Here is a 26,726-nt window from a genome sequence, read left to right as displayed (position 1 = left end):
GCGGCCTCGTGTCACAGCATGGGAGCACGCGAAAACGCGCACGCACGGGCAGACCCGGAGGCCATCCGCGCACGCCGAAGCGCCCGCCGTACCGAAGCCACCGCAGCGGCGCCTTTGTCGCTCCGGCGTCCTCCGGGACGTACCGGAACGGACTCAGACGCCCGCGCCCAGTACCGAGTTGATCTGCTGCGGGTCGCCGCAGACGATCAGCAGGGCGCCGGCCCGGGTCAGGGCCAGCGGCAGGGCGGTGGCGGCGGCCTCGTCGGGACCGCCGTTGACGGCGACCACGACCACGGGACGCGTGACGGCGCGACCGGCGACAGAGGCGTCCGCGTAGAAGACGTCGTCGCCCGCGTCGTGCTGCGCCCAGTAGGCGGTTTCACCGAAGGACAGCTCGTGGGCGGCCCACGGGTGCTGTTCGCCGGTGGTGATCACCAGGACGTCGCCGGGGGCACGGCCGGAGTCCAGCAACAGGTCCACGGCTTCCTCGGCGGCGTCGAGCGCACCTTCCGCCGACGCCGGGATCAGCTGGATCTGCGGGGTCGCAGTCGCGACCGGAGCAGCCGGGCCCGCGGGTCCGGGCTTGGCCGCGACCGTGTCGCGCGACGTACGTTGCACCGGCGGCGTGGGCCGGTGCGGACCAGGACGACCGGGACGCGGCGGAGCCGCGGGACGGGGACCGGGTACGGGGCGAGGGGTCGGCGCGGTGCGGCCACTGGCCGGAGTGGCGCGGGGACCCTGGGCACTCTCGTGAATCTGAGGCTCCTCGGGAATGAGAGGCATGAGCTGATGTTTATCAAACGTTGGTGCGGCTCGCGTCAGCGGGTGGCACATGAGTGCGAGCGGAATCGTCAGAAGTCGAAGCCGAGCTGACCCTCGATCTCCGGAACGCTTCCGTCCGCCCAGCTGCGGACCTTCTTGAGATGCCGCCACTGGGGCAGCGCATCAAGATACGCCCACGACAACCGGTGGTACGGGGTGGGCCCCCGGACCTCCAGCGCGGCCTTGTGCACGGGCGACGGATACCCGGCATTGTCCGCAAAACCGAAGTCTGCATGGTCGATACCCAGTTCGGCCATCATTTTGTCGCGCTGAACCTTGGCGATCACCGAAGCCGCCGCCACGGCGACGCACGACTGGTCACCCTTGATGACCGTACGGACCTTCCAGGGCGTGCCGAGATAGTTGTGCTTCCCGTCGAGGATCACCGCGTCTGGCCGGACCGGCAGGGTCTCCAGGGCGCGCACCGCCGCCAGGCGCAGGGCCGCCGTCATGCCCAGGTCGTCGATCTCCTCCGGGGAGGCATGACCGAGGGCATACGAGGTCACCCACTGCTGCAGCACCCCGGCGAGAACCGTGCGCCGCTTGACGGTGAGCAGCTTGGAGTCGGTGAGGCCATCGGGCGGCCGGCGCAGCCCGGTGACCGCCGCGCAGACGGTGACGGGGCCGGCCCAGGCACCGCGCCCCACCTCGTCGACACCGGCAATGATCTTCGCTCCGGTCGTGGCGCGGAGGGAGCGCTCGACGGTGTGAGTCGGTGGTTCGTACGGCATGGCGCCTTTAGCGTACGCCCCGCCGATCACCCGGCGACACCCCGGCTTCCCAAAGTGCCGCCACGGCCGCCGCGTCCCGCGCTCAGCCCCCGCTCGGCCGCAGCAGCGGAACCATCAACTGGTCGATCATCTCCTCGAGATCACGGTCCCCCCATTCGCTCCCGCACATCTTGGAGCGGTACATCATCATGGCCGGAATGGCGTCGAACACATAGCTGTTCGCGGCGTCGGACCGCACCTCGTTCCGCTCTATTCCTCGGGCGATGACCTCCCGGAGCAGCTTGACGGTGGGCTCCACGATCCCGTCGAAGATCACGCTGTGGAAGCGCTCCGCCTGGGTCGGGTCGCATTCGTGAATCACCGCACGGACGGCGAAACCGGGACGCGAGAACATCGCCTCGCGCGCCTGCCGGCACAGCTGAAGGAGGTCTTCGCGGACGCTGCCCAGATCGGGCACCCCCTCGAAGCGCGGCAGCCCGGCCTGCAGTGCGTCGGCGACGAGGTCCTCCTTGGACGGCCAGCGGCGGTAGACCGCAGCCTTGCCGGTCTGGGCGCCGGCGGCGACACCCTCCATGGTGAGGCCGTTCCAGCCGACCGTACTGAGCTGTTCCAGGGCGGCATCGAGGATCGCGCGTTCGAGCACGGCGCCGCGCCGACGGAGGGAGGCCGCCTGAGCGGGGGCGGCCGTCCAGCGCGAGGTAACCATCTGAGTGTCTCCAGCGAGCAAAGGGAGCGGGGATTTCAGGGGAGAGGGGCAAGTCGCGCGGCAGCAACGGGGGATTCGCCGCACGACACCAATCTAAGTGAACGCTTGCGTTCACTATCCAGGACTCACTACGGTTGACGCGACAGTGAACGCGAGCGTTCACTAAGGCTCTTGTGGGGGACCCATAGTGACAACCTCTCAGTTGATCAAGGAACAGAAACCAGGTGCGGCTCGCCGGGAGGGACATCCCGGTGTCGCGCTCGCAGTCATCGCGGCCTGCCAACTCATGGTGGTCCTCGACGCGACGATTGTGAACATCGCGCTCCCGCACATTCAAGACGCTCTGAAGTTCAGCACCACCGACCTCACCTGGGTCGTCAGCGCCTACACGCTCACCTTCGGCGGCCTGCTGCTTCTGGGCGGCCGGGCCGGTGACATCCTCGGCCGCCGCCGGGTCTTCATGACCGGCATCCTGCTGTTCACCGTGGCCTCGCTGCTCGGCGGACTCGCCCAGGAGCCATGGCAGTTGCTGGCGGCACGCGTCCTGCAGGGCATGGGTGGCGCAATCGCGTCGCCGACGGCGCTGGCGCTGATCACCACGACGTTCCCCGAAGGCCCCGAGCGCAACCGGGCATTCGGCGTCTTCGCCGCGGTCTCCGCGGGCGGCGGCGCGATCGGGCTGCTCGCGGGCGGCATGCTCACCGAGTGGCTCGACTGGCGCTGGGTGTTCTTCGTCAACGTGCCGATCGGTGTCGTGATCATCCTGCTCGCCCCGCTCTACATCAGCGAGTCCGACCGGCACACCGGCCGCTTCGACATCGCGGGCGCCGTGACCTCGACGGCCGGCATGGCGGCCCTCGTCTACGGCTTCATCCGCGCGGCGGACGAGGGCTGGCGGGACAGCCTGACCATCGGGTCCTTCGGCGCCGCCGTCGTCCTGCTGGTGGCCTTCGCCCTGATCGAGTCCCGGGCCAAGGAGCCGATCACGCCGCTGCGGATGTTCGCCGACCGCAACCGCTCGGGCACGTACGTGATCATGCTGAGCCTGGCCGCGGCGATGTTCGGGATGTTCTTCTACATCGTGCTCTTCGTGCAGAACGTACTGGGCTACACCCCGATCCAGGCGGGACTCGCCTTCCTGCCGGTGACAGTCGTGATCGCGCTCGGCGCGGGTCTGTCCCAGCGGTTCCTGCCGGTGCTCGGACCCAAGCCGTTCATGCTCACCGGCTCGGCTCTCGCGGTGATCGGACTGGCCTGGCAGACCCTCATCAGCTCCGACAGCTCCTACGCCGGCGGGGTGCTCGGGCCGATGCTCGTGTTCGGCTTCGGCATGGGCCTGAACTTCGTGACGCTGACGGTGACCGCGGTCTCCGGTGTCGCCCAGCACGAGGCGGGTGCAGCCTCCGGGCTGCTCAACGCGACGCAGCAGGTGGGCGGTTCGCTCGGTCTGTCCATCCTGACGACGGTGTTCGGCTCGGCCAGCAAGGACGAGGCGGAGAAGCAGTTGCCGAAGTTCCTGGCAAACGGTTCGGCAGAGCAGAAGGCAGAGTTCGCCAAGACGCACCAGCTTCCCGGCAGTTGGGGGCACGAGGTGCTCACTCAGGGCATCTCGACGGGCTTCGTCGCGGCGGCGGCCATGGCCGTACTCGCCCTCGGCACGGCCTGGTTCGTCATCCGGGTCCGCAAGAGCGACCTGGAGGCGCTCGCCGGAACGGCGGGACCGGCGGTCGGCTGACCCGACCCCGCCCGCACAGGGCTGCGGATGACCGGACCGGGTCCAGGGGACCGACGGCGAGGATGCCGGCCCGGCCATCCGCACACTCCCGGCACTGCATGAAGACACCAACCGCATGGCCCCCCAGGGCTCTCGCCCAGCACTTGTGTGTACCGACGCGCACGCAGCACGTCCGACACCACACACAACGGACGGGTGGTCACGCAGAGTTCCCGGCGAACACAGAGAGTTTCCAACGGCTGCACTTCAGGCCCTCCGCGGGGTCACAAGCCGCTCAGGCAGGCGTCACCCGGGTGTTGGGCGCCCACTCCGGCAGGGCCTCCGCCCGCTCCGCCCACTCGGCCGGCGGCATGCCCGCCTTCCCGGACGCGATCACACCACCCACGATGGCGCAGGTGGTGTCCACGTCACCGCCGACCTGGGCGGTCGTCCAGAAGGCCTGCTCGTAGTCGCCGAGGGCCCGTGCCGCCGACCAGAGCGCGAAGGGCACGGTGTCATGGGCCGTCGTACGCCGTCCGCAGCCCAGCACGGCCGCGACGGTGCCGGCATCGGCGTAGTCGAGCATGTCCCGGGCGCGCCGCAGTCCCGCGCCGACGGCGCTCTTGGGGACGAGTGCGACGACACCGTCGAGGAGCGCCTCGGGGCTCGGCGGGTCGCCGGGGGCACCGGCCAGCGCGGCGGCCGCTGCGACGGCCATGGCGCCCACGACGGCCTCCCGGTGCTGGTGCGTGGGGTAGGCGGAGATCTCCGCCTGATGGGTCGCCTGCTCCGGGTCGTCCGCGTACCAGGCGCCCAGCGGGGCGATCCGCATCGCCGCGCCGTTGCCCCACGACCCCTGTCCGTTGAACAGCTCGGCAGCGAGCTCGCGCCAGTCGCCGCCCTCCCGGACCAGGCGCAGCAGGCGGTTGACGGCGGGGCCGTACCCCCGGTCGAAGTCGTGGTGGTGGGCGAAGGAGTGCGCGAGGGCGTCCTGGTCGATGCGATGGTGGGCGGCCAGGACGGCGACCACGGAGCAGGCCATCTCCGTGTCGTCCGTCCACTGCCAGGGCCCGGGCGGCAGCTCGCGGCGCTTCAGCAGCGGGTAGTTCGCCGGCACGAAGTACTGCGAGCCCAGTGCGTCCCCCACCGCCAGTCCGCGCAGGCTGGCCAGGGCGCGCTCCAGGCGCCCGTCGGAGGAGGAGTCAGGGGTCATTGCTCTGCCACTCTATCGGGTGATCCCGTACGGTTCCGGATCTCGCCAGCGCTCGAAGGGCCGGTCGAGGGCGTACTTGCCGTCGTCCCCGAGAACGAGCATCCGCATCTCCGCGTTCCCCGGATTCGACAGCGACTCGAATTCCGCGACCGTCCAGTGGAACCAGCGCATGCAGAACAGCCGCATGGCCAGGCCATGGGTCACCAGCAGCACGTTCGGCGGGTGGTCGGGGGCCTCGAAGCTGCGGAAGAGGCTCTCCAGGAAGCCGCCGACGCGGTCGTACACGTCGGCGCCGGACTCGCCCTGGGCGAAGCGGTAGAAGAAGTGGCCGTACGCGTCCCGGTAGGCCTTCTGCAGGCGCACGTCGTCGCGGTCCTGCCAATTCCCCCAGTCCTGCTCGCGCAGGCGGGGCTCCTCGCGCACCCGTATGAGCTCGGGGTCGAGGTGGAAGGCCTGCAGGGTCTCGTGCGTGCGGCGGTACGGGGACACGTACACGCTGACGCGTTCGCGGCCGAAGACCTCGCGGAGCCTTTTGCCGGTCTCCTCGGCCTGCTCCCGGCCGCGCTCGGTCAGCGCGAGTGCGTGGTCGGGTTCACGCTCGTAGACGGTGTCATCAACATTGCCCGTTGACTCCCCGTGACGGACAAGGACGATGCGCCGTGGTCGTGCCATGCCAAGACCCTAGATCGGGTGACGGCTGATCGAGCACTCGTACGGGCTCCATACGGCGTAGGTCACACACTTCCTGCACCGCAGGCCACACCAGGGCGCACGGTTAACGCGTTCCGATGTCATACCGTCCAGGTCGATTCCAGCTCGACGATGTCGCCCGTGAGGGCTGCGACGTCCGCCTCCGTCTGAGCCCGCAGGGCGAGTCGTTCCACGCGCTCCGTGCGGTATTTGCCGTGTTCGGCGGCCGACCGCCACATCGACAGCACCAGGAACTCGTGCCCCGGGGCCTCGCCGAACAGCCCGCGGATCATGCCCGGTGAGCCGGCCATGGCGGGGTTCCAGACCTTCTCCTGCATCAGGGTGAAGTGCTCGGCGCGATCCTCGTGGACGCGGCAGAGGGCGACCCGCAGCAGGTCGGCGTCCGTGAAACGCGGTTCGAAGCCGGTCTTCACGTCGAAGCGGTAGTCGAAGAGCTTGACCTGGGCGTCCTTGAACGTGCCGGACTGGGCGGCCGCCAGCCGATCGTGCGAGCGGGCCATGAAGGAGTCGTAGAAGGCACGGCTCTCCCAGAACGCGAAGATGTGTGCCACTCCTGGCCGTCCCCGGCTCCAGCCACCGCCTTGTCCCCGAAACCCCGGCTCCCCCAGAAGCCCCGCCCACTTTCGCTGCCCCCGCTCGAAGCCGCGGCGGTCCACCACGGTGCAGCGAATCCACTTGACCAGCACCGCGCCATGGTAAGGCCACGGAGCGTGGCGCCGGTCACTCTCCGCCGAACAGCTCTGCCGCACACGTACACGCGCGCGTGGCAGGATGGACAACCGGCCTTGTCCGCCCGGCAGTTAGGGCCGCGGAAGGGGCACAGGGGAACGGGGAAGGGGAACTGTGGTGAACGGCCTCAACAAGGGGATCCGCAAGGTCGAAGTCGCACTGAAGTGGGACCCGAGTCCGGCGGGGCAGCCGCCCACCGATCTGGACATCGTGGCCGCCACCTATGTGGCAGGCGATCCGTACGGCGATCCCGCCTATGTGGTGCACTTCGACAGCCGCTCCCCCGACGGCACCATCTACCTCAACCGGGACAGCAAGGACGGCAAGGGCTTCGGCTGGGACGAGGTCATGACACTGGAGCTCGACCGGCTCGGCGACCGGTACGCGCGCGTGGTGGTCGGCGTCGTCATCCAGCAGCGCTCGGCGCAGCGGACGTTCGTCAGCGTCCTCAACCCGGGGCTGCGCATCCGCGAGGGCTACACCGTCCTGGCCGAGGACGAATTCGGCGATGTCCTCGGGGCAACGGCGGCGACCGTGGGCGAGTTCGTGCGCGACAACTCCGGCGGCTGGAACTTCCACCCCGGCATCCACGGCTTCGAGGACGACCCGGCGACGTTCACCAGGACCATGGGGCGGGCGCAGCAGCCCTGACGGGCGGCTCTACGGCGAGGAGGGGCACCGACGCGTGGTCGGCGCCCCTCCTCAGGGACTGTCTGTCAGGCGGGGCGTGCCCCTGCCCGGGTCAGCTGCAGCCGCTGGTCGAGCCGCAGCCCTCGCAGATGTAGCAGGAACCGGCCCGCTGCATCTTCGTTCCGCAGGAGAAGCACAGCGGGGCGTCGGCCTGAATGCCCAGCTGCATCTCCACCAGCTCGGCGCTGGTGTGGGCCTGCTTCGGAGCGGGCTTGGCCGCCTCGACCTCGGCACGCGGCGTGGCGACCGCCTTCAACTCCTGGGCGCGCGGCGCCGACTGGGCCAGACCCTCGACGTCGACCTCGTCCTCGGACGGCTCGTACGAACCGGTCTCCAGGTGACGCTGGCGCTCGTCGGCGGAGTGGATGCCGAGCGCGGAGCGCGTCTCGAAGGGCAGGAAGTCCAGCGCCAGGCGGCGGAAGATGTAGTCGACGATCGACTGCGCCATCCGCACGTCCGGGTCGTCCGTCATACCGGCCGGCTCGAAACGCATGTTGGTGAACTTCGAGACGTACGTCTCCAGCGGCACGCCGTACTGGAGGCCGACGGAGACCGCGATGGAGAAGGCGTCCATCATGCCCGCGAGGGTCGAGCCCTGCTTGGACATCTTCAGGAAGACCTCGCCGAGACCGTCGTCCGGGTAGGAGTTGGCGGTCATGTAGCCCTCGGCGCCGCCGACCGTGAAGGACGTCGTGATGCCGGGACGGCCCTTCGGGAGGCGCTTGCGGACCGGGCGGTACTCGATGACCTTCTCGACCGTCTCGCGGATGGTCGCCTCGGCCTTCTCCGTGACCTCGGCCTTCTCCTTCTCCTTGGTCTTGGCGGAGAGCGGCTGGCCGACCTTGCAGTTGTCGCGGTAGATGGCGAGCGCCTTGACGCCCATCTTCCAGGCCTCGAAGTAGATCTCCTCGACCTCCTCGACAGTCGCCGACTCCGGCATGTTGACCGTCTTGGAGAGCGCACCGGAGATCCACGGCTGGATCGCGGCCATCATGCGGACGTGGCCCATCGCGGAGATGGAGCGCTCGCCCATGGCGCAGTCGAAGACCTCGTAGTGCTCGTGCTTGAGGCCCGGCGCGTTGACCACATTTCCGTGCTCGGCGATGTGGGCGACGATCGCCTCGATCTGCTCCTCCTGGTAGCCCAGGCGGCGCAGGGCCTGCGGCACGGTGCCGTTGACGATCTGCATCGAGCCGCCGCCGACGAGCTTCTTGAACTTGACCAGCGCGAGGTCGGGCTCGAGACCGGTGGTGTCGCAGGACATCGCCAGACCGATGGTGCCGGTCGGGGCGATGACGGAAGCCTGGGAGTTACGGAAACCGTTCTTCTCACCGAGACGCAGCACGTCCTGCCAGGCCTCCGTGGCGGCGGCCCAGATCGGCGTGTCCAGGTCGTCCATGCGGACGGCCTTGGTGTTCTCGTCGGCGTGCTGCTTCATCACCCGCAGGTGCGGTTGCGAGTTGCGGGCGTAGCCGTCGTACGGGCCGACGACCGCGGCGAGTTCGGCGGAGCGCCTGTACGACGTGCCGGTCATCAGGGAGGTGATGGCGCCGGCGAGGGCGCGGCCGCCGTCCGAGTCGTACGCGTGGCCGGTCGCCATCAGCAGGGCGCCGAGGTTGGCGTAGCCGATGCCGAGCTGGCGGAACGCGCGCGTGTTCTCGCCGATCTTCTGGGTCGGGAAGTCCGCGAAGCAGATGGAGATGTCCATCGCGGTGATGACGAGCTCGACGACCTTCGCGAAGCGCTCGACGTCGAAGGACTGGGTGCCCTTGCCGTCGTCCTTCAGGAACTTCATCAGGTTCAGCGAGGCGAGGTTGCAGGACGTGTTGTCCAGGTGCATGTACTCGCTGCAGGGGTTCGAGCCGTTGATACGGCCGGACTCCGGGCAGGTGTGCCAGTGGTTGATGGTGTCGTCGTACTGGATGCCCGGGTCGGCGCAGGCCCAGGCGGCCTCGGCCATCTTGCGGAACAGGGCCTTGGCGTCGACCTCCTCGATGACCTCGCCGGTCATGCGGGACGTCAGGCCGAACTTGCCGCCCGTCTCCACGGCCTTCATGAACGTGTCGTTCACACGGACCGAGTTGTTGGCGTTCTGGTACTGGACGGACGTGATGTCGTCGCCGCCCAGGTCCATGTCGAAGCCCGCGTCACGCAGGGCGCGGATCTTCTCCTCTTCCTTCACCTTGGTCTCGATGAAGTCCTCGATGTCGGGGTGGTTGACGTCGAGGATGACCATCTTGGCGGCGCGGCGGGTGGCGCCACCGGACTTGATCGTTCCTGCGGAGGCGTCGGCACCGCGCATGAAGGAGACCGGACCGGAGGCGTTGCCGCCGGAGGACAGCAGCTCCTTGGAGGAGCGGATGCGGGAGAGGTTCAGGCCGGCGCCCGAACCGCCCTTGAAGATCATGCCCTCTTCCTTGTACCAGTCGAGGATCGACTCCATGGAGTCGTCGACGGCCAGGATGAAGCAGGCCGAGACCTGCTGGGGCTGCGGCGTACCGACGTTGAACCACACGGGGCTGTTGAAGCTGAAGATCTGGTGCAGGAGGGCATACGCCAGCTCGTGCTCGAAGATCTCGGCGTCGGCGGGCGAGGCGAAGTACTTGTAGTCCTCGCCGGCCTTCCGATACGTCTTCACGATGCGGTCGATCAGCTGCTTGAGGCCGGTCTCGCGCTGCGGGGTGCCGACGGCACCGCGGAAGTACTTGCTGGTGACGATGTTGACCGCGTTCACCGACCAGAAGTCGGGGAACTCGACGCCACGCTGCTCGAAGTTGACCGAGCCGTCGCGCCAGTTGGTCATGACGACGTCACGACGCTCCCACTGGACCTCGTCGTACGGGTGCACGCCGGGGGTGGTGTGGATGCGCTCGATACGCAGTCCCTTGGTGGCCTTGGCGCCCTTGGCTCGGGAACCTCGTGCCGGACCGCTCGCCGTCTCTGTCATGCCGCCTCCCTGTACGGGCTAAAACGCCCTGAAGTGCCCCGATGTTCCCGTGGCACGGTGATGTGTCGTGTGTTGCGGGCATCTCTCGCTGCCGCCCGCAACAGGTCTTCGGTCGCCGCCCCGCGGCCGGATCCGGGGTCTCCGCCCGGTTCCGGCCCGCCGGTCAGTCGGCGGCGTGGGCGGGCTCGGGAACCTGAACAGTCCCCCCGGACCCGCGGTCGTCCTCCTGGCTCCCCGCGACAGCGTCCTCGCGATCGTCGTCGTCCGCGGCGGCGCGTCGCTCCCCCGCCCTGAGTTCCGCGATCGCGGCCTCGAAGTCCTCGAGCGAGTCGAACGCCCGGTAGACGGAGGCGAATCGCAGATACGCGACGAGGTCGAGCTCCTGCAACGGGCCGAGTATGGCCAGCCCCACGTCGTGGGTGGTCAGCTCGGCGCTTCCGGTGGCCCGCACCGCCTCCTCGACCCGCTGGCCGAGCTGGGCGAGTGCGTCCTCGGTGACAGGCCGCCCCTGGCATGCCTTGCGCACGCCATTGATGACCTTGGTACGGCTGAAAGGCTCGGTAACTCCGGACCGCTTGACCACCATGAGCGAACACGTCTCCACGGTCGTGAAACGACGGGAGCAGTCCGGACACTGGCGGCGCCTGCGGATCGACGTGCCGTCATCGGTCGTACGGCTGTCGACGACACGGCTGTCGGGGTGCCTGCAGAAGGGGCAGTGCATGAATTCCCAACCCTCCTCACAGCAGACTCAATAGCCTCGCTGGGCCTCATGGGCCCCTCGAAGCAGCCCCAAGCATAGGCGATCGCCAGGAGCCTGAAGACCCGGGGGACCACAACTTCTGGGCTGCTGTTGAAATCCAACCACTAGATGTGGGGATTGGCCCATACATACACGCCACCCGCGCGTGTCGCGGGCGTATTGGCATGTGCCACGCGTCCGCGCCGCAGCACGAATGCCCAGGTGCACAGCCGTACCGTTGCGGCACATGCGGAGATACCGTGGGCGCCACAGGGAGAGGACGTGGGGCTCCCGAAGAGATGGGAGCCGGTGCCCGGTTGACGGGATGCCGGATGGCAGACTGAGGCAATAACCCACGAGGTCACCACCCCGGCGGTGAAGAGTACAACAATGAGCGCTTTTGTCCGCCAGGGACCGCGTTAGCCATACACCCAGACACATGATCAAGTCAGGCGATCCGCGTTTTTTCACTCGAACGTGTGTTTGGCGCAACCTTTCGAAAGCAACTACCGTTGTCCAGCAGGGAGACCATCGAGAGGGGCCGACGTGACCACCACCGCAGACAGTGCCACCATCACTGCCCAGGACCGCTCCCAGGGCCGACTCGAGCCGGTGCATGCGATGAACGAAGCCGTGAATCCCGAGGGGCACAAGCGCTCCCTACCGGGCCGACCTCCAGGCATCCGGGCGGACAGCTCCGGACTCACCGACCGACAGCGCCGGGTCATCGAGGTCATCCGGGACTCCGTGCAGCGGCGCGGCTACCCGCCGTCGATGCGCGAGATCGGCCAGGCGGTCGGCCTCTCCAGCACCTCCTCCGTGGCACACCAACTGATGGCACTGGAGCGCAAGGGCTTCCTGCGCCGCGACCCGCACCGCCCGCGCGCGTACGAGGTGCGCGGCTCCGACCAGGGCGCCTCGGTGCAGCCCACGGACACCGCCGGCAAGCCCGCCGCGTCGTACGTCCCGCTGGTCGGCCGGATCGCCGCCGGTGGTCCGATCCTCGCCGAGGAGTCGGTCGAGGACGTCTTCCCTCTCCCCCGCCAACTGGTCGGTGACGGCGAGCTGTTCGTGCTGAAGGTCGTCGGCGACTCGATGATCGAGGCCGCGATCTGCGACGGCGACTGGGTCACGGTCCGCCGCCAGCCCGTCGCCGAGAACGGCGACATCGTCGCCGCGATGCTCGACGGCGAGGCCACCGTCAAGCGCTTCAAGCGCGAGGACGGCCATGTCTGGCTCCTCCCGCACAACTCGGCGTACGAGCCGATCCCCGGCGATGACGCGACCATCCTCGGCAAGGTGGTGGCGGTGCTGCGGCGCGTGTGACGGCTGCTGCGGGCGGTTCCTCGTGGGTACCGCCCCCTGACCGGGCCCCGGGACCCCTGCGCCGGTTCCGGGGCCCTGTGCTGTCCGGGTCCCGGTGGCGCGCGATGTGGGACTAGGGGGCTGGTCTGACGCGGTGGCGCGTCAGAAAAGCCCCCTAGTCACTCGACTTCCGCTTCAGCCTTCTTAGCCATCGCGTCGATCGCGGCGAGCGACTTCCGGACCTGATTACGGTCCGTCGTGTACCAGAAGTCCGGCAGTGACGCCTTGAGATAGCTGCCGTACCGGGCCGTGGCCAGCCGCTGATCGAGTACGGCGACCACGCCTCGGTCACCCGACGCGCGCACGAGACGGCCGGCGCCCTGGGCCATGAGGAGCGCGGCGTGGGTGGCGGCGACCGCCATGAAGCCGTTGCCTCCCGCGTCCTCCACCGCCTTCTGACGGGCGCTCATCAGGGGGTCGTCGGGACGCGGGAACGGGATCTTGTCCATGACGACCAGCTGGCAGCTGGGGCCGGGCACGTCGACGCCCTGCCAGAGCGAGAGCGTCCCGAAGAGGCAGGTCTTGGGGTCGGCCGCGAAGTTCTTGATCAGCTCGCCGAGCGTCTCCTCGCCCTGGAGGAGGATCGGGAACTCCGGGATACGGGAGCGCAGTTCCTCCGCGGCGAGCTGCGCGGCCCGCATGGAGGAGAAGAGGCCGAGGGTGCGTCCGCCGGCCGCCTGGATCAGTTCCGTGAGCTCGTCCAGCATGTCCGCGCGGTCGCCTTCGCGCGCGGGGCGCGACAGGTGCTTGGCGACGTAGAGGATGCCCTGCTTCGGGTAGTCGAAGGGCGAGCCGACGTCGACGCCCTTCCACTGCGGGAGGTCCTCGCCCTCGGTGCCCTCGGGGGCGAGTCCGAGGGAGGCGCCGACGCCGTTGAAGTCGCCGCCCAGCTTCAGTGTCGCCGAGGTCAGGACGACGGAGCGGTCCGCGAAGAGCTTCTCCCTCAGCAGGCCCGACACCGACATGGGGGCGACGCGCAGGGAGGCGCCGAAGCGGTCGTGGCGCTCGTACCAGACGACGTCCCATTCGGAGCCGTTCGTGATCCGCTCCGCAACGTCGTGCACCGACTCCACGGACGCCAGCGCCTGCTTGCGGACCGCGTCCTCGTCCTGGACGGACTTGTCGCGGGTCGCGCCGATCGCGGAGATCACCGTACGGCAGGCATCCCGCAGCGCCATAAGTGCGTAGCCGAGGTCCTCCGGGATCTCCTCCAAGCGGCCCGGCAGGGCCAGCTCCATCAGCCGCTCGAAGCCCTCGGCGGCGGTCTGGAGCTGGTCGGCGGCCTTCTCGTTCGCCAGCTTCGCGGCACGCCGCACCGCGCGGTTGACCTGGCCCGGCGTGAGTTCTCCGGTGGCAACCCCTGTGACCCGGGAGACCAGTTCGTGCGCCTCGTCGACGATCAGCACCTCGTGCTGCGGGAGGACCGGGGCGCCCTCGATGGCGTCGATCGCGAGCAGCGCGTGGTTGGTGACCACGACGTCGGAGAGCTTGGCGCGCTCACGGGCCAGCTCGGCGAAACACTCGGCGCCGTACGCGCACTTCGACGCGCCCAGGCACTCGCGGGACGAGACCGACACCTGTGCCCAGGCCCGGTCGGAAACGCCGGGGGTGAGATCGTCTCGGTCGCCCGACTCGGTCTCGTCCGCCCAGTCGCGCATCCGCAGCAGGTCCTGGCCCAGCTTGCTGGTGGGTGCGGCTGCCTCGAACTGGTCGAAAAGCCCCTCCTCCTCGTCCTGCGGGACCCCCTCGTGGAGGCGGTGCAGACACAGGTAGTTCGACCTGCCCTTGAGCATCGCGAACTCCGGGCGGCGGCGAAGCAGAGGGTGCAGCGCATCGACCGTGCGCGGCAGGTCCCGCTCCACGAGCTGACGCTGCAGGGCCAGGGTGGCGGTGGCCACGACGACTCTCTCCCCGTGCGCGAGCGCGGGCACGAGGTAGCCCAGCGACTTTCCGGTGCCGGTGCCGGCCTGGACGAGCAGATGGGAGCCGTCGTCGATCGCCTCCGCGACGGCTTCGGCCATGGTCACCTGGCCAGGGCGCTCCGTGCCGCCGACGGCAGTGACGGCAGCATGCAGGAGTTCGGGGAGTGAGGGCTTCGTCATAGCGCGACCACCCTACGGCCCGGCACTGACAAACGGGTGATCAAAGCAGGTGAGGGGTGAGATCAAGACCGGGTGCTGCACGGTCTTGACGGGTTTGGATCAGTTGGGATCGGTTGCGGCGGGGAGGGGGAGCTGGTTCGGGGGCGGACAAGAGTTCCGAATCCGGCTTGACCGAGGGCTCCGGAACCGGCTTGCCGGAAGGCTCCGAACCCGGTTCGGCGGCGGTGGAAATTCCATTGTCGGAGGTGGGAACCGGACCGGCGCGGGCGGTGTACCAAAAGTGACGAAGCTGCGGCAGGGCGTCACAGCAGATCGCGCAGGGACCGGTCTCGGACCATGAGGGCGGCCCGCTTGGCGGGCAGGTCGACCTCGGCGGAGAACCGGAAGCCAGCGCTCAGGAAGGCGGCTACGGAGGGGGTGTTGCGAAGGTCGGGTTCCGCGACGACGCGTGCGCAGGCAGGCCGTTTGTCGAGCGCGAGGTCGGCCACGGCTCTGAGGAGCGTGCTGCCGAGCCCACGCCCGCGGTCGGCGACACGGCCGATGAGGAGGTGGATTCCGGTGTCATGAGGTCGAGCGGGATAGTGGCGGGCCAGTGGGTCGAGGTCCGCCCGGTAGATCTCCCAGTAGCTCATCGGTGTGCCCTCCAGCGCCCCGAGGCAGGGAACGCTGCGTCCGTCGCCGGTGAGCTGAGTCCGTAGGTGCTCTTCGGTCACGGTCTGGGGCCCCGCCAGCTCCCAGAACTCCGCGACGGCCGGGTCGTTCATCCAGCGGCTGATCAGCGGTAGGTCACGCTCGATGTGCACGGGGACGAGGTGGAACACACCGACGGGGGTGGCGATCGGCCCCCAGTCGCGAACATGGTCGAGAAGATCGTCGTCCGTCGTGGTGACGGAGAAGGGTGGGGTCGCGTCCTCCCGCCGGCTCCCGTCACCGCCGATGTCGGCCTCCTCGGCGAGAAGCGCGATCAGCTCGTCCGGCAGGCGCAGATCCAGCGTGTCCTCGCTGTCCGTGCCCGCTCCAGTACTGCTCTCGGCCGTACGGGCGCCCGGGTTCGCGCCCGTGTCGGTGCTGGGGGCGGTGGCGGCTGTGTGTGTGCCGGCGTCGGTGGGAGGCACGGCGACGCTCCTCTCTCAGAAGGCGGGGTGGGGCATCCCCCTCGGGGATGAAGGGAGTTGGTGACGGTCGGCGATGGCGGTTGGAAAGGGCGTGTCAGGAACGGAGGGGGTTGGCGATGGTGACGTAGACGGACTGCGTGTCGACCGGGCCGACGAGTTCGTCCAGGCCGTGCAGTCGGGTGAGCAGGTTGGCCTTGCAGCGCAGTACGGGTGAGTCGAGCAGTTGGGCGGGCAGTGAGGAGCGCAGCCCGGCGGGGCCGGAGGCGACATCGCCGAGGAAGCGTCGGAAGGCCGCGAGCAGGAGCCGTTCGTCGGCCAGGCGCTGGGAGCCGAACGCACCGATGAGGCCGAGCACGTTGTTGATCGCGAGGTAGTAGGCGAACCGCTCGTCGGTGACCTCGTCGGAGACGAAGGTGTCGCTGTGCCGGCCGATGCTGGGCAGCCGGGCGTCGAGCTCCGCGCGCCGGGACTCGCGGAAGTAGTAGCCCTGGTTGTCTCGGTAGCGGCCGCCCGAGGGCCAGCCGTCGGCGTCCAGCAGGAGCAGCGTGTTCTGCTGGTGGGCCTCCAGAGCAACGCCCGCCTCCGCGTCCAGCCAGAGCACGGGGCGGACAACCTGCTCGAGGTAGCGCAGGAACCACTCGGCGGCGACAGCGCCACGGGGGCGGCCGGTCCGGTCGGCGAGGCGCGTGACGATCTCGGCCAGCCGGGACCGCACGGCGCAGGGCCCTTCCTCCCGGCGGCGAGCCGAATCCGCAGAGGCGCCGGCTCGATCCGCAGAGGTGTCGGCTCGGGCCTGCGGGCGGGGCGAGACGAGGCCGGCGATGCAGGTGACATCGTCGGACGGGCTGAATGGGTTGTGCCGGATCATCACGTCGAGTCCGGGCACGGGATTGCCGTCGGGCGTGTCGACGGCGAGCCAGGCCGGGTCGCGGACGATGTCGAACGTCGGGTGCGCGGCCTGCCACTGCTTGGACAAGCCGCTGCGCAGCAGGCGGTGGACTTCGACGCCTCGGTGCAGTTCCTTACGGAGGTTCTCCCGGCAGGAGTTGGTGATCCGCAGGCCGAGCGACAGCTTGAGCATGGCCGGGGCACCGGACCGGTGGACCGTGCGGACGGAGGAGGTGGGGTGCCACGGGGAGCCGAGTGTGCCGAGGTCGCGGAGCAGCCCGGCGTCGAACAGGGCCGCGGTCGCGGAGCGCTGCCGGAGGTCGCGCAGCTGCCAGGGGTGAAGCGGCAGGGCTGCGTAGCCGTCGGGCAGCGACAGCTCGGCTTCGGCGAGTCGTGCCGTGAGGTGGGGTGCGGGGACGGGGCGGCCCCGCTCGGTCCAGGCCGAGTCGGTTGCAATTACGGAAGGGGCGACAGCCAGCCAGTGCAGAGGGAAGGAGCCGCGCAACTCCGGTGAATACAGGCGCGCTTCGGCCTCGGAGAGACCTTCACGGCTCTTCGGGGTGGGGTGCAGCGGGTGCCCGAGCAGGAGTGACTGTTCGGCCGCGAGAAAGAGGTCGGGTCCGTCGGCAGGGCGTTCCCGGCGTTCACGGATGAAAGTGACGGTGCGACGAAGGGAGTCGGCGACGCGGGCGACCAGGTCGGGGCCTGCGGTACGGGCGGTCGCGGGTGGGTTGGCGGTGTCGCTGTCGTGGCCGGTCCCGGTTTCGGTGCCGGTGCCGGTGTCGGTGTCAGTGCTGCTGGGCGTCTCACGGGCGAGCAGTGCGGCAACCGTGACCGCGTCGGCCGGTGGGGAGGGTTCGGGGGTGTCGGCGAGGTATGGGAGGCCGAAGCGGTGCCATCCGCTTGGGGACCAGTAGCGCACCGGGGCGAGCAGGGCCGTGCCGCTGGCGGGCAAGGGGATGCGCAGCATGCCGTCGTCGGGGGCCTGGAGGTTGGCCTCGCGTGCCCAGCAGCGCAGCAGGTTCTCGACGGCTGCGGCCTCGGCCGCGGTGTGCGGGTCCGGGTGCTCCAGGAGATCGGCGGTGTCGCGGTGCGAACGCTCGGCAACCAGGGGGTTGTTCTGCTCCTTGGTGCGCGTGCGGTCCTGGGCCGTTTGGGCCGGGGTGAGCTTCTGGTCCTGGGTGGTGCTCTGCGCCGGGGCGCGAGTCTGAACCTGGGGCGTCCGATCCGGGACGACCTTCTGGTCCTGGGGCGTCTGACCTTGGGCCGTCTGGTCCGGGACGACCTTCTGGTCCTGGGGCGTCCGATCCGGGACGACCCTCTGGTCCTGGGCCGTCTGATCCGGGACGACCTTCTGGTCCTGGGGCGTCCGATCCGGGACGACCCTCTGGTCCTGGGGCGTCTGATCCGGGACGACCCTCTGGTCCTGGGGCGTCCGATCCGGGACGACCTTCTGGTCCTGGGGCGTCTCGTCCTGGGTCGTCTGACCTTGGGCCGTCTGATCCGGGGCCCCCTTCTGGTCCTGGGGTTTCTCGTCCTGGGTCGTCTGATCCGAGGCAGCCCCCTGGCCCTGGATGGTCTCCGCCGGAACGCGCTTCTGTTCCTGGGTTGTCTGCTCCGGGGGCCGCATCCGATCCTGGGCCGTCAGTTGCAGGGCCCTCGCCTGCTCCCGAGCCCTGATCTGCCCCGATTCTTGTGCGCTTGCCTGACCCTGAGCCCCTGCCTCCCCCACTGCTTGGTCACTCGCCTGACCCGATACCTGGGCCCTCGCCGACTCCGATGCTTTCCCTTGCTCCAAAACCCTGTGGGCCTCCCGGGCCCTACCCTGCCCCGGAACCCTGTCTTCCCCTTGGGCTCCGCCCGGCTCGGAACCCAGTCCTGCCCCCGAACCCGCCTCCCGACCCGCGTCCGCTCCCGCAACGCCTCCCCCGTCCGAACCCCGCTCTCGCTCCCGCTCCGTATCCCGATCCGATGGCCCTCCCTGCTGACGGAGCAAAGATGCGGTTGCCGATACGGATGGTGTGAGGCCCGAGGCAGACCCCTCGGTCGAGACTTGCCCGGGACCCTGTGCGTCGGCGTCGGATGTGGGAGTGGTGTTCACGGTGTTCCTCGTCGGTGGCTCGGGGCGGTGACGGACGTGGCTCCTACTGCGCTGCAGACGGCGACCTCGACCTGGACGTACCAGCGGGCGCCGACAACAGCCGCCCTGCTAGCCCGCCCGCTCGGCGCAATCCCCCTGGTGTCTGTGGCGGGGATCGAGGCCCGGAGGTCGGCCGGTGTAGTCGCGCGAGGCTGCCTCCACCGCGTCGGCCAGTCGGTCGAGTACCGCGGCCGCCTGCTCGTCGCTGATCGTCAGTGGTGGGAGGAGCCGTACGACACTGGCGTGGCGGCCGCCCAGTTCGACGATCAAGCCGCGTCGCAGGCACTCCCGTTGGACGGCGGCGGCGAGTTCGGGGACGGCCGGGCGAGGGCCGTCGGCCCCGGGATCCCTCACCGCCGCCGGACTCGACCCACCGCCGAGACGCCGGAACCCCACCGAGGCATCGGGGCGATCGTCATCGCTCCCAGGGCGCAGGCCGGCAAGCCCCTGAACCAGCGCGCCCGACTCTCGCCCCGACCCGGGCTCTCGTGGCAACGCGCCTGTCCCTCGAACCCACGCGTCTGACCCGCGATCCAGAACATCCGGTACATCCAGCCCCGGATGCAATGCATCAAGATTTCGATCCAGTGCATCAGGGCCCCAATCCGTCTCACCAGTCCCCCAACCCGCCTCGCCGGTCCCCCGACCCGGCCCTGGACCCCCCGAATCCCCCTCACCACCACCGAACCCCCCGCCGTCCCCCTCCGCATCCACCAGCTCCACCCCGATCATCAACCCCCGCCCCCGCACGTCCCCGATGCACGGCAACCCCCGTGCCAGGGCGCGGAGTTGGGTGAGCATGTGGGAGCCAAGGGCTGCGGCTCGTTCGGCGAGGCCGTTTTCGCGGACGTGGGCCAGGGTTGCCGTGCCCGCGGCCATGGCGAGTTGGTTGCCGCGGAACGTGCCTGCGTGGGCGCCGGGCTCCCAGACGTCGAGGTCGTCGCGGTAGACCACCACGGCGAGGGGGAGGCTGCCGCCGATGGCCTTGGAGAGGACCATCACGTCGGGGGTGATCCCGCTGTGCTCCACCGCCCAGAAGGCTCCCGTGCGGCCGACCCCCGTCTGGACCTCGTCGGCGATCAGCGGAATGGAGCGGGCGGCGGTGATCTGCCGCATGCGGCGCATCCACGCGTCCGGCGCAGGGATCACCCCGCCCTCGCCCTGGACCGGTTCGAGGATCATCCCGGCGGGGTGCGGCACCCCCGACTTGGGGTCGTCGAGGACGGACTCGGTCCAGCGGGCGGCGAGTTCGGCGCCGCGCGGGCCGCCGACGCCGAAGGGGCAGCGGTAGTCCTGCGGATAGGGAAGGCGGGCGACCCGTACGTCGGAGGCGTCTCCGGATGCTTCGAGCGCTCCGGCGGTCATGCCGTGGTAGGCGCCGGTGAAGGCCAGGATTCCGCTGCGGCCGGTCGCCGTCCGAGCCAGCTTCAGCGCGGCCTCCACCGCATCGGTTCCGGCCGGCCCGCAGAACTGCACACGTGCGCGGTTGGCGAGGCCGGGCGGCAGGGTCTGGAACAGCTCGGTGATGAAGGCGTCCTTGACGGGTGTCGCGAGGTCGAGGACATGCAGTGGTGCGCCCGAGTCCAGGACCTTGCGGATGGCCTCCAGGACGACGGGGTGGTTGTGGCCCAGGGCGAGCGTTCCGGCACCGGAGAGACAGTCGAGGTACCGGCGGCCGTCGGCGCCCTCGATGGTCAGGCCGCGCGCCCGTACCGGCACGATCGGCAGGGCGCGCGCGTAGGTGCGCGCCGCCGACTCGCGCGCCGCCTGGCGCCGCAGAATCCCCTCGTGCGCCGCCCGCGCCGTGACCGACGCCTCACCGACTGCGCTCCGTCCGGCAGTTCCCTCGGACGTGCTCCCCCCGCATGCAGACTCGGCCACGGCTCCCTGTCCTCCCGCCGGGGGCCGCACACGGACAGCAGGCCCCCCATCGCTACCAACCACCCATCGCTCACCGGGTTACGGGTTGTCTCAAGATCCTTGCTGTAGCCGAACCGTTGCTGTTCCGTCGGGCGTCCCCCACAGCGAGCGCATAGTGTGTGATGCCGTTCCAAGGCACCGGAGCACCGAGTTCAAGGCACCGCAGCGCCCAGTTCGTTGAGTTCACCTCAGGGGGAGTCAGACCATGCGATCCACAAGGCCGTCGTTCAGTGTCCGCCGGGAAAGGGGGGCGCGCCGCAGAACCTCCCCCGTACTTGCCGCCGTTGCCCTCGGCTCCGCACTGGCGCTCACCGCCACCGCCTGCAACTCGGGCGACACCAAGGCGGACGGCCAGGCCTCCGCCGCCGCGACCGACACCGGGAGCAGCGGCGACGGCAAGATCAAGATCCCGGACGACATCAGGGACAAGCTCAAAGAGCACGGGATCGACATCGACAAGTGGAAGAACGGCGCCTGGAAGAACTGGGACAAGGACGACTGGCTGCGCGAGGCCGACGACTTCATCAACCCGATCATCAAGGGCCTGTGGAACCCGGACCGGATGCGGGACGCCGACGACCCGGACAAGGGCGTCGACGACAACGACCTCTCGGGTGACCAGGGCGTGACCGACCCGACGCCGGCGCCGGTGGACGCGAAGGCCGTGGCGCCTACGTATCACGCCAACGCGGCGACGGCCGGCAAGGTGTTCTTCGACTCCCCCGAGGGCACGATGGTCTGCTCGGCGACGGTCGTGGAGGACCCGGCCCATCCGGGCAAGTCCAACCTGGTGTGGACGGCGGGCCACTGCGTGCACGCCGGCAAGAACGGCGGCTGGTACCGCAACATCGCCTTCGTGCCGTCGTACAACGACTCGGGCAAGACGGCCGCCCAGTTGCAGAACGCCACGCGGGAGGAAGTCGCTCCGTACGGCGTCTGGTGGGGTGACTGGGCGCAGACCTCGGACCAGTGGATCGAGCAGGGCGGCGAGACGGGCGGCAACGGTGCCTCGTACGACTACGCCGTCATCCATGTGACGCCGGAGAAGGGTGGCAACGGCAAGTCACTGGAGGAGACCGTCGGTTCGGCACTGCCGGTGAACTTCAACGCCCCGGCCGTGCCGAAGGTTGCCGGCATCACCGCGACCGGCTACCCGGCCGCCGCGCCGTTCGACGGCCAGAAGCTCTACCAGTGCACGGACAAGCCGGGTCGGCTGTCGATCAACGCCTCGGACCCGACGATGTACCGCATCGGCTGCACCATGACCGGCGGTTCGTCGGGCGGCGGCTGGGTCGAGACGGGCTCCGACGGCAAGCCGACGCTGGTGTCCAACACCTCGATCGGCCCGGTGAGTTCGGGCTGGCTGGCCGGGCCGCGGCTGGGTGACGTGGCCAAGGGCGTGTACGACTCGGTGAGCAAGAAGTTCGCCGGCCGGTGACCGGCAAGTAGACACAGGCGGGGACGGGACGCCTCACAGAAACCTTCACCGTCCCGTCCCCGTTCACCCTCAACTCCACGGGCATAGTGGGGTGTCGCTTCCGGGCGGGTCCCGCACGGAAGCCACGCAAAGCTGACAAGAACACGACATGCAACGCTTCAACGGGGGTCAACGCACCATGCGTTCCATACGTACGCCCGCAGCATCCCGGCGCGGGCGGCGCACCGCACTCGTCGCCACCGGCCTGGTCGCAGCCCTGGCGCTCACCGCCACCGCCTGCAACTCGGACGACACCAAGGCGGGTGCCGAGCCCGACTCCACGACCTCGCAGGCCGCCGACACCGGCGCCGGCAAGGTCAAGATCCCGGCCGACATCGCGAGCAAGCTCAAGGAGCACGGCATCGATGTCGACAAGTGGGCGAACGGCGGCTGGCAGGACTGGGACAAGGACAAGTGGCTCAGTGAGGCCAAGGACTTCGTCAACCCGGTGATCAAGGGCCTGTGGAAGCCGGAGCGGATGAAGTCCGCGAAGGAGGCCAACAAGACGGTCTCGACGAAGGACGCGGCCGCCGACCAGGGCGTCAGCGACCCGGATCCGGCCCCCGTCGAGGCGACGGCCGAGAAGACGCCGTACCACAACTACGCGGCCCCGGTCGGCAAGGTCTTCTTCGACTCCCCCGAGGGCTCGATGGTGTGCTCGGGCACGGTCATCAAGGACGTGAACCACCCGGGCAAGTCGAACCTGGTGTGGACGGCGGGCCACTGCGTGCACGCCGGTCAGAACGGCGGCTGGTACCGCAACATCGCCTTCGTCCCGGCCTACAACGACCTCGGCAAGTCGGAGTCCCAGCTGAGCAGCGCGAGCAGCTCGCAGATCGCTCCGTACGGCCAGTGGTGGGCGAACTGGGCCTCGACCTCCAGCCAGTGGATCCAGGGCGGTTCGGAGACGGGCGGCGCGGGTGCCGCGTACGACTACGCCATCCTGCACGTGAAGCCGGAGCAGGGCTCCAAGTCCCTCGAGGAGACGGTCGGTGCGGCGCTCGACGTCGACTTCTCCGCCCCGTCCGCGACCGAGGTCGCCAAGATGGGCGCCTGGGGGTACCCGGCGGCTCCGCCGTACAACGGTCTGAAGATGTTCAAGTGCATCGACCGGCCCGGCCGGCTCTCGCTGAGCACCTCGCTGCCGACGATGTACCGCATCGGCTGCACGATGACCGGCGGTTCGTCCGGCGGGGGCTGGTTCCGCGTGGTCAACGGCAAGACCGAGCTGGTGTCGAACACCTCGATCGGCCCGTCCGACAACACCTGGCTCGCCGGCCCGCAGCTCGGCAGGAACGCCGAGGCGCTCTACGAGAACATGAGCAAGACGTACGGCGGTCAGTGAGCCGTACCGATGCCGAAGGCCCGCTCCCTGCGACAGGGGCGGGCCTTCGGCCTGTGCCACGACCGCTCGATCCGGCTCAGGCGGCCGGTGCCGGAACGTACGGCGCGAGGTCCGCGGCCAGTTCCTCGTGCACCCGGACCTTGAGCAGGGTGCCCTCCGGGGTGTGCTCCTCGGAGATCACCTCGCCCTCGTCGTGGGCGCGGGCGACGAGCTTGCCGTGTGTGTACGGCACGAGCGCCTCGATCTCGACGGACGGCCTGGGCAGCTCGTTGTCGATGAGCGCGAGCAGTTCCGTGATGCCCTGGCCCGTGCGCGCCGAGACGGCGATGGAGCGCTTCTCGATCCGCATGAGCCGCTGCAGTGTCAGCGGGTCGGCCGCGTCCGCCTTGTTGATCACGACGATCTCGGGCACGCCGGTGGCGCCGACGTCCCGGACCACCTCGCGTACGGCGGCCAGCTGCTCCTCCGGGTTCGGGTGCGAGCCGTCCACCACGTGCAGGATCAGGTCGGACTCGCCGACCTCCTCCATGGTGGAGCGGAACGCCTCGACCAGGTGGTGCGGCAGGTGCCGTACAAAGCCGACGGTGTCGGCCAGCGTGTACAGGCGGCCGCTCGGGGTCTCCGCCCGGCGGACGGTCGGGTCCAGGGTCGCGAACAGGGCGTTCTCGACCAGGACACCGGCGCCGGTCAGGCGGTTGAGCAGGGAGGACTTGCCGGCGTTGGTGTAGCCCGCGATGGCGACGGACGGCACCTTGTTGCGCTTGCGCTCCTGGCGCTTGATCTCGCGGCCGGTCTTCATATCCGCGATCTCCCGGCGCATCTTCGCCATCTTCTCGCGGATCCGACGCCGGTCCGTCTCGATCTTGGTCTCACCGGGACCACGGGTGGCGAGGCCGCCGCCCTTGCCGCCGCCCATCTGCCGGGACAGCGACTGACCCCAGCCACGCAGCCTCGGCAGCATGTACTGCATCTGCGCGAGCGCGACCTGCGCCTTGCCCTCCCGGGACTTGGCGTGCTGGGCGAAGATGTCGAGGATCAGGGCCGTACGGTCGATGACCTTGACCTTGACGACGTCTTCGAGGTGGATGAGCTGGCCCGGGCTGAGCTCACCGTCGCAGATCACGGTGTCGGCGCCGGTCTCCAGGACGATGTCCCTGAGCTCGGTGGCCTTGCCGGAACCGATGTAGGTGGCCGCGTCGGGCTTGTCGCGGCGCTGGATCACGCCGTCGAGCACGAGCGCACCCGCGGTCTCCGCGAGGGCGGCGAGCTCCGCGAGGGAGTTCTCCGAGTCCTGCACGGTCCCCGAGGTCCAGACGCCGACGAGCACCACCCGCTCCAGGCGGAGCTGGCGGTACTCGACCTCGGTGACGTCCTCGAGCTCGGTGGAGAGGCCCGCCACGCGGCGCAGGGCCGCGCGCTCGGAGCGGTCGAACTGCTCGCCGTCCCGCTCTCCGTCGATCTCGTGGCTCCAGGCGACGTCCTCTTCCATCAGGGCATCGGCCCGAAGACCTTCGGGGTAGGTGTACGCGAAGCGCTGCGTGTCCTGGGAAGGGGATGAAGAGGAGGTCATTGGGTCCTTACGTCGTTGGGGATGCCGATTCGGCGCTCGTCACTGCGTTCAACGCACGAGCACCCCGGGAGATTCCCGTGTCCCGTGCCGCGCCGACCTCACGATGGTCGCACGGTACGGGACGTCTCGTCACCGCCTTATTTCCCGGCCTTCGCGGTCTTCGCGGTCTTCGAAGCCTTGCCGGTCCCGGCGGCCTTGGTGTTCTTCCCGTGCTTCGCATCCGGTGCCGTCTGCTTCCAGTCCGGGTGGCCGGGCATGGGCGGGGTCTTCTCACCGTAGAGCCAGCCCTTGAAGAAGCCGCTCAGGTCGCGTCCGGAGATCTCGGAGGCGAGTCGTTCGAAGTCGGCGGTGGTGGCAGTGCCGTCGCGGTGGACGGTCACCCAGGCCCTCTCCAGGCGCTCGAAGGCGGGGCTGCCGATCTCCTGGCGCAGGGCGTAGAGCACGAGCGCGGCACCGTCGTAGACGTTCGGCCGGAAGATGCTGATCTTCTGGCCGGGAGCGGGCGCCTTGGGCCTGGCCGGCGGTCCCCCGGCAGCGCGCCAGCCGTCGGAGGCGCCGTACGCGGCCTTCATGCGCTTCTCCATGGGCTTGTTCGCCTTCTCCTCCGCGTACAGGGCCTCGTACCAGGTGGCGTGCCCTTCGTTGAGCCACAGGTCGGACCAGGTGCGCGGGCTGACGCTGTCGCCGAACCACTGGTGGGACAGCTCGTGGACCATGATCGACTCGACGTACCACTTGGGGTAGAGGGGCTCGGCGAACAGCCCCTTCTCGAAGAGGGAGAGCGTCTGCGTCTCGAGTTCGAAGCCGGTGGACGCCTCGGCCATGAGCACGCCGTACGTCTCGAAGGGGTACCTGCCGACCTTGCTCTCCATCCACGCGATCTGGTCGGGCGTCTTGGCGAGCCACGGTTCGAGCTCTTTGCGGTCCTTGGCGGGCACGACGTCGCGTACGTCCAGGCCGTGCGGCCCCTCCCGGTGCAGCACGCTGGAGCGGCCGATGGACACCTGGGCGAGCTCGGTGGCCATGGGGTGCCGAGTGCGGTACGTCCAGGTGGTCGTTTTGCCGGCCCGTTCCTTGTCGGTCGGCACACCGTTGGCGACCACGGTGTAGCCGTTGGGGGCGGTGACCCGGATGGTGAACATCGCCTTGTCGGAGGGGTGGTCGTTGCACGGGAACACCAGATGCGCGGCGTCGGCCTGGTTGGCCATGGCGAGGCCGTCGTCGGTGCGCACCCAGCCGCCGTCCTCCCCCTCGGCCGACATGGGGTCGCTGGTGTGCCGCACGGTGATCCGCGTCCAACTGCCCGCCGGCAGCGGCTTGTCGGGCGTGACGACGAGATCTTCACCAGCGTCGGCGAACTTGGCCGGCTCTCCGTTGACCTCGACCGACTCGACCTTGCCGTGCGCGAAGTCGAGGTTGAGGTGGTCCAGGGTCGAGGTCGTCCAGGCGCGCATGGTCGTGACGGCCTTGAGCGGCTTGCTGTTGGTGCCGGGATAGGTGAACGAGAGGTCGTACGACTGCACGTCGTATCCGGGGTTGCCGAGGTTCGGGAAGAGGCGGTCACCGACGCCCGCCGGGGCGACCGGGGCGCCGGCGGCGAGCAGGCAGACGGAGACGGCCGAGGCGAGGAGCGCGGTCGCCTTGTGGCGGCGGGGCGTTCCGGGTTGGGCTCCGGGCCGCCGGGCCGAGGTGCCGGGGCGGGGGCGGTACGAGCCGGTGCGGGTGGCCCGGGCGCGGAAGGTCAGCAGCATGGATCACGGCTATCAGCGCACGCGCGCAGCACGGCGACGACTCGCTTT

General features: G+C 69.5%; 19 protein-coding genes. 5 read left to right on the top strand and 14 right to left on the bottom strand.

Features of this window, described 5'->3' with window-relative positions; all coding sequences use genetic code 11:
- Nucleotides 1-153 precede the first annotated feature (153 nt).
- The 3 genes from ABZ880_RS32625 to ABZ880_RS32615 all read right to left on the bottom strand — a co-directional run bounded on the left by ABZ880_RS32625 (nucleotide 154) and on the right by ABZ880_RS32615 (nucleotide 2,259).
- Entirely contained in the window at nucleotides 154-783 is a 630-nt protein-coding gene (locus tag ABZ880_RS32625) for a hypothetical protein (RefSeq protein ID WP_361270183.1), read from the bottom strand.
- Nucleotides 784-851: 68 nt separating this feature from the next.
- Entirely contained in the window at nucleotides 852-1,553 is a 702-nt protein-coding gene (locus ABZ880_RS32620; RefSeq protein ID WP_361270181.1) for a ribonuclease HII, read from the bottom strand.
- Nucleotides 1,554-1,635: 82 nt separating this feature from the next.
- Nucleotides 1,636-2,259: a TetR/AcrR family transcriptional regulator gene (locus ABZ880_RS32615; protein WP_361270178.1), complete on the bottom strand. Its 624-nt coding sequence runs from the start codon at nucleotides 2,257-2,259 to the stop codon at nucleotides 1,636-1,638.
- A gap of 187 nt (nucleotides 2,260-2,446) precedes the next feature.
- On the opposite strand from ABZ880_RS32615, the gene ABZ880_RS32610 reads away from it, so the two are divergent.
- A complete protein-coding gene (locus tag ABZ880_RS32610) occupies nucleotides 2,447-3,994 on the top strand; it encodes an MFS transporter (RefSeq protein ID WP_361270175.1) in 1,548 nt (515 codons plus the stop codon).
- A 274-nt stretch (nucleotides 3,995-4,268) separates the two neighbouring features.
- On the opposite strand, the gene ABZ880_RS32605 is transcribed toward ABZ880_RS32610, so the two are convergent.
- The 3 genes from ABZ880_RS32605 to ABZ880_RS32595 form a co-directional block, all read right to left on the bottom strand.
- Nucleotides 4,269-5,186, bottom strand: a complete 918-nt coding sequence (locus ABZ880_RS32605; protein ID WP_361270172.1) for an ADP-ribosylglycohydrolase family protein — start codon at nucleotides 5,184-5,186, stop codon at nucleotides 4,269-4,271.
- Nucleotides 5,187-5,198: 12 nt separating this feature from the next.
- Entirely contained in the window at nucleotides 5,199-5,858 is a 660-nt protein-coding gene (locus ABZ880_RS32600; protein ID WP_361270169.1) for a histidine phosphatase family protein, read from the bottom strand.
- Between the two features lie 119 nt (nucleotides 5,859-5,977).
- Nucleotides 5,978-6,583, bottom strand: a complete 606-nt coding sequence (locus ABZ880_RS32595; RefSeq protein ID WP_361270166.1) for a YdbC family protein — start codon at nucleotides 6,581-6,583, stop codon at nucleotides 5,978-5,980.
- Nucleotides 6,584-6,743: 160 nt separating this feature from the next.
- Between ABZ880_RS32595 and ABZ880_RS32590 the strand changes: the two genes are divergently transcribed.
- Nucleotides 6,744-7,277 (top strand): TerD family protein, encoded by a 534-nt coding sequence (locus ABZ880_RS32590; RefSeq protein WP_361270163.1) that lies wholly within the window; start codon nucleotides 6,744-6,746, stop codon nucleotides 7,275-7,277.
- A gap of 91 nt (nucleotides 7,278-7,368) precedes the next feature.
- On the opposite strand, the gene ABZ880_RS32585 is transcribed toward ABZ880_RS32590, so the two are convergent.
- Both ABZ880_RS32585 and nrdR read right to left on the bottom strand, forming a co-directional pair.
- Nucleotides 7,369-10,263: a vitamin B12-dependent ribonucleotide reductase gene (locus ABZ880_RS32585; RefSeq protein WP_361270159.1), complete on the bottom strand. Its 2,895-nt coding sequence runs from the start codon at nucleotides 10,261-10,263 to the stop codon at nucleotides 7,369-7,371.
- Between the two features lie 163 nt (nucleotides 10,264-10,426).
- Nucleotides 10,427-10,987 (bottom strand): transcriptional regulator NrdR, encoded by a 561-nt coding sequence (gene nrdR, locus ABZ880_RS32580; RefSeq protein WP_361270156.1) that lies wholly within the window; start codon nucleotides 10,985-10,987, stop codon nucleotides 10,427-10,429.
- Between the two features lie 564 nt (nucleotides 10,988-11,551).
- Between nrdR and lexA the strand changes: the two genes are divergently transcribed.
- On the top strand, nucleotides 11,552-12,331 hold the full coding sequence (gene lexA / locus ABZ880_RS32575; protein ID WP_352382363.1) for a transcriptional repressor LexA: 780 nt from the start codon (nucleotides 11,552-11,554) through the stop codon (nucleotides 12,329-12,331).
- Nucleotides 12,332-12,489: 158 nt separating this feature from the next.
- On the opposite strand, the gene ABZ880_RS32570 is transcribed toward lexA, so the two are convergent.
- From ABZ880_RS32570 to ABZ880_RS32555, 4 genes are all read right to left on the bottom strand, one after another.
- Complete coding sequence (locus ABZ880_RS32570; protein WP_361270152.1) at nucleotides 12,490-14,472, bottom strand: ATP-dependent DNA helicase; 1,983 nt, start codon at nucleotides 14,470-14,472, stop codon at nucleotides 12,490-12,492.
- Between the two features lie 302 nt (nucleotides 14,473-14,774).
- Nucleotides 14,775-15,587, bottom strand: a complete 813-nt coding sequence (locus tag ABZ880_RS32565) for a GNAT family N-acetyltransferase (protein ID WP_361270149.1) — start codon at nucleotides 15,585-15,587, stop codon at nucleotides 14,775-14,777.
- Nucleotides 15,588-15,681: 94 nt separating this feature from the next.
- Nucleotides 15,682-18,105 carry an IucA/IucC family protein gene (locus ABZ880_RS32560; protein WP_361270147.1) on the bottom strand — a complete coding sequence of 808 codons (2,424 nt, stop codon included), beginning with the start codon at nucleotides 18,103-18,105 and terminating at the stop codon, nucleotides 15,682-15,684.
- 579 nt (nucleotides 18,106-18,684) lie between these two features.
- Complete coding sequence (locus ABZ880_RS32555) at nucleotides 18,685-20,397, bottom strand: diaminobutyrate--2-oxoglutarate transaminase family protein (protein ID WP_361270461.1); 1,713 nt, start codon at nucleotides 20,395-20,397, stop codon at nucleotides 18,685-18,687.
- 343 nt (nucleotides 20,398-20,740) lie between these two features.
- On the opposite strand from ABZ880_RS32555, the gene ABZ880_RS32550 reads away from it, so the two are divergent.
- The gene (locus tag ABZ880_RS32550; protein WP_361270144.1) at nucleotides 20,741-21,973 is read left to right on the top strand and encodes a hypothetical protein; all 1,233 of its coding nucleotides are present in this window, start codon (nucleotides 20,741-20,743) and stop codon (nucleotides 21,971-21,973) included.
- A gap of 178 nt (nucleotides 21,974-22,151) precedes the next feature.
- Nucleotides 22,152-23,357 carry a hypothetical protein gene (locus ABZ880_RS32545; RefSeq protein ID WP_361270141.1) on the top strand — a complete coding sequence of 402 codons (1,206 nt, stop codon included), beginning with the start codon at nucleotides 22,152-22,154 and terminating at the stop codon, nucleotides 23,355-23,357.
- Nucleotides 23,358-23,433: 76 nt separating this feature from the next.
- Here the strand turns inward: ABZ880_RS32545 and hflX are convergent, their stop codons facing one another.
- Nucleotides 23,434-24,927, bottom strand: a complete 1,494-nt coding sequence (gene hflX / locus ABZ880_RS32540) for a GTPase HflX (protein ID WP_361270138.1) — start codon at nucleotides 24,925-24,927, stop codon at nucleotides 23,434-23,436.
- A 137-nt stretch (nucleotides 24,928-25,064) separates the two neighbouring features.
- On the bottom strand, nucleotides 25,065-26,678 hold the full coding sequence (locus ABZ880_RS32535) for a M1 family metallopeptidase (RefSeq protein WP_361270135.1): 1,614 nt from the start codon (nucleotides 26,676-26,678) through the stop codon (nucleotides 25,065-25,067).
- Nucleotides 26,679-26,726: the final 48 nt, after the last annotated feature.

The sequence above is a fragment of the Streptomyces sp. NPDC047043 genome, from assembly GCF_040644055.1.
Lineage (GTDB): Bacteria > Actinomycetota > Actinomycetes > Streptomycetales > Streptomycetaceae > Streptomyces.
Note: the sequence above shows the minus strand (reverse complement) of the source record. Positions and strands in the feature narration are given on the sequence as shown.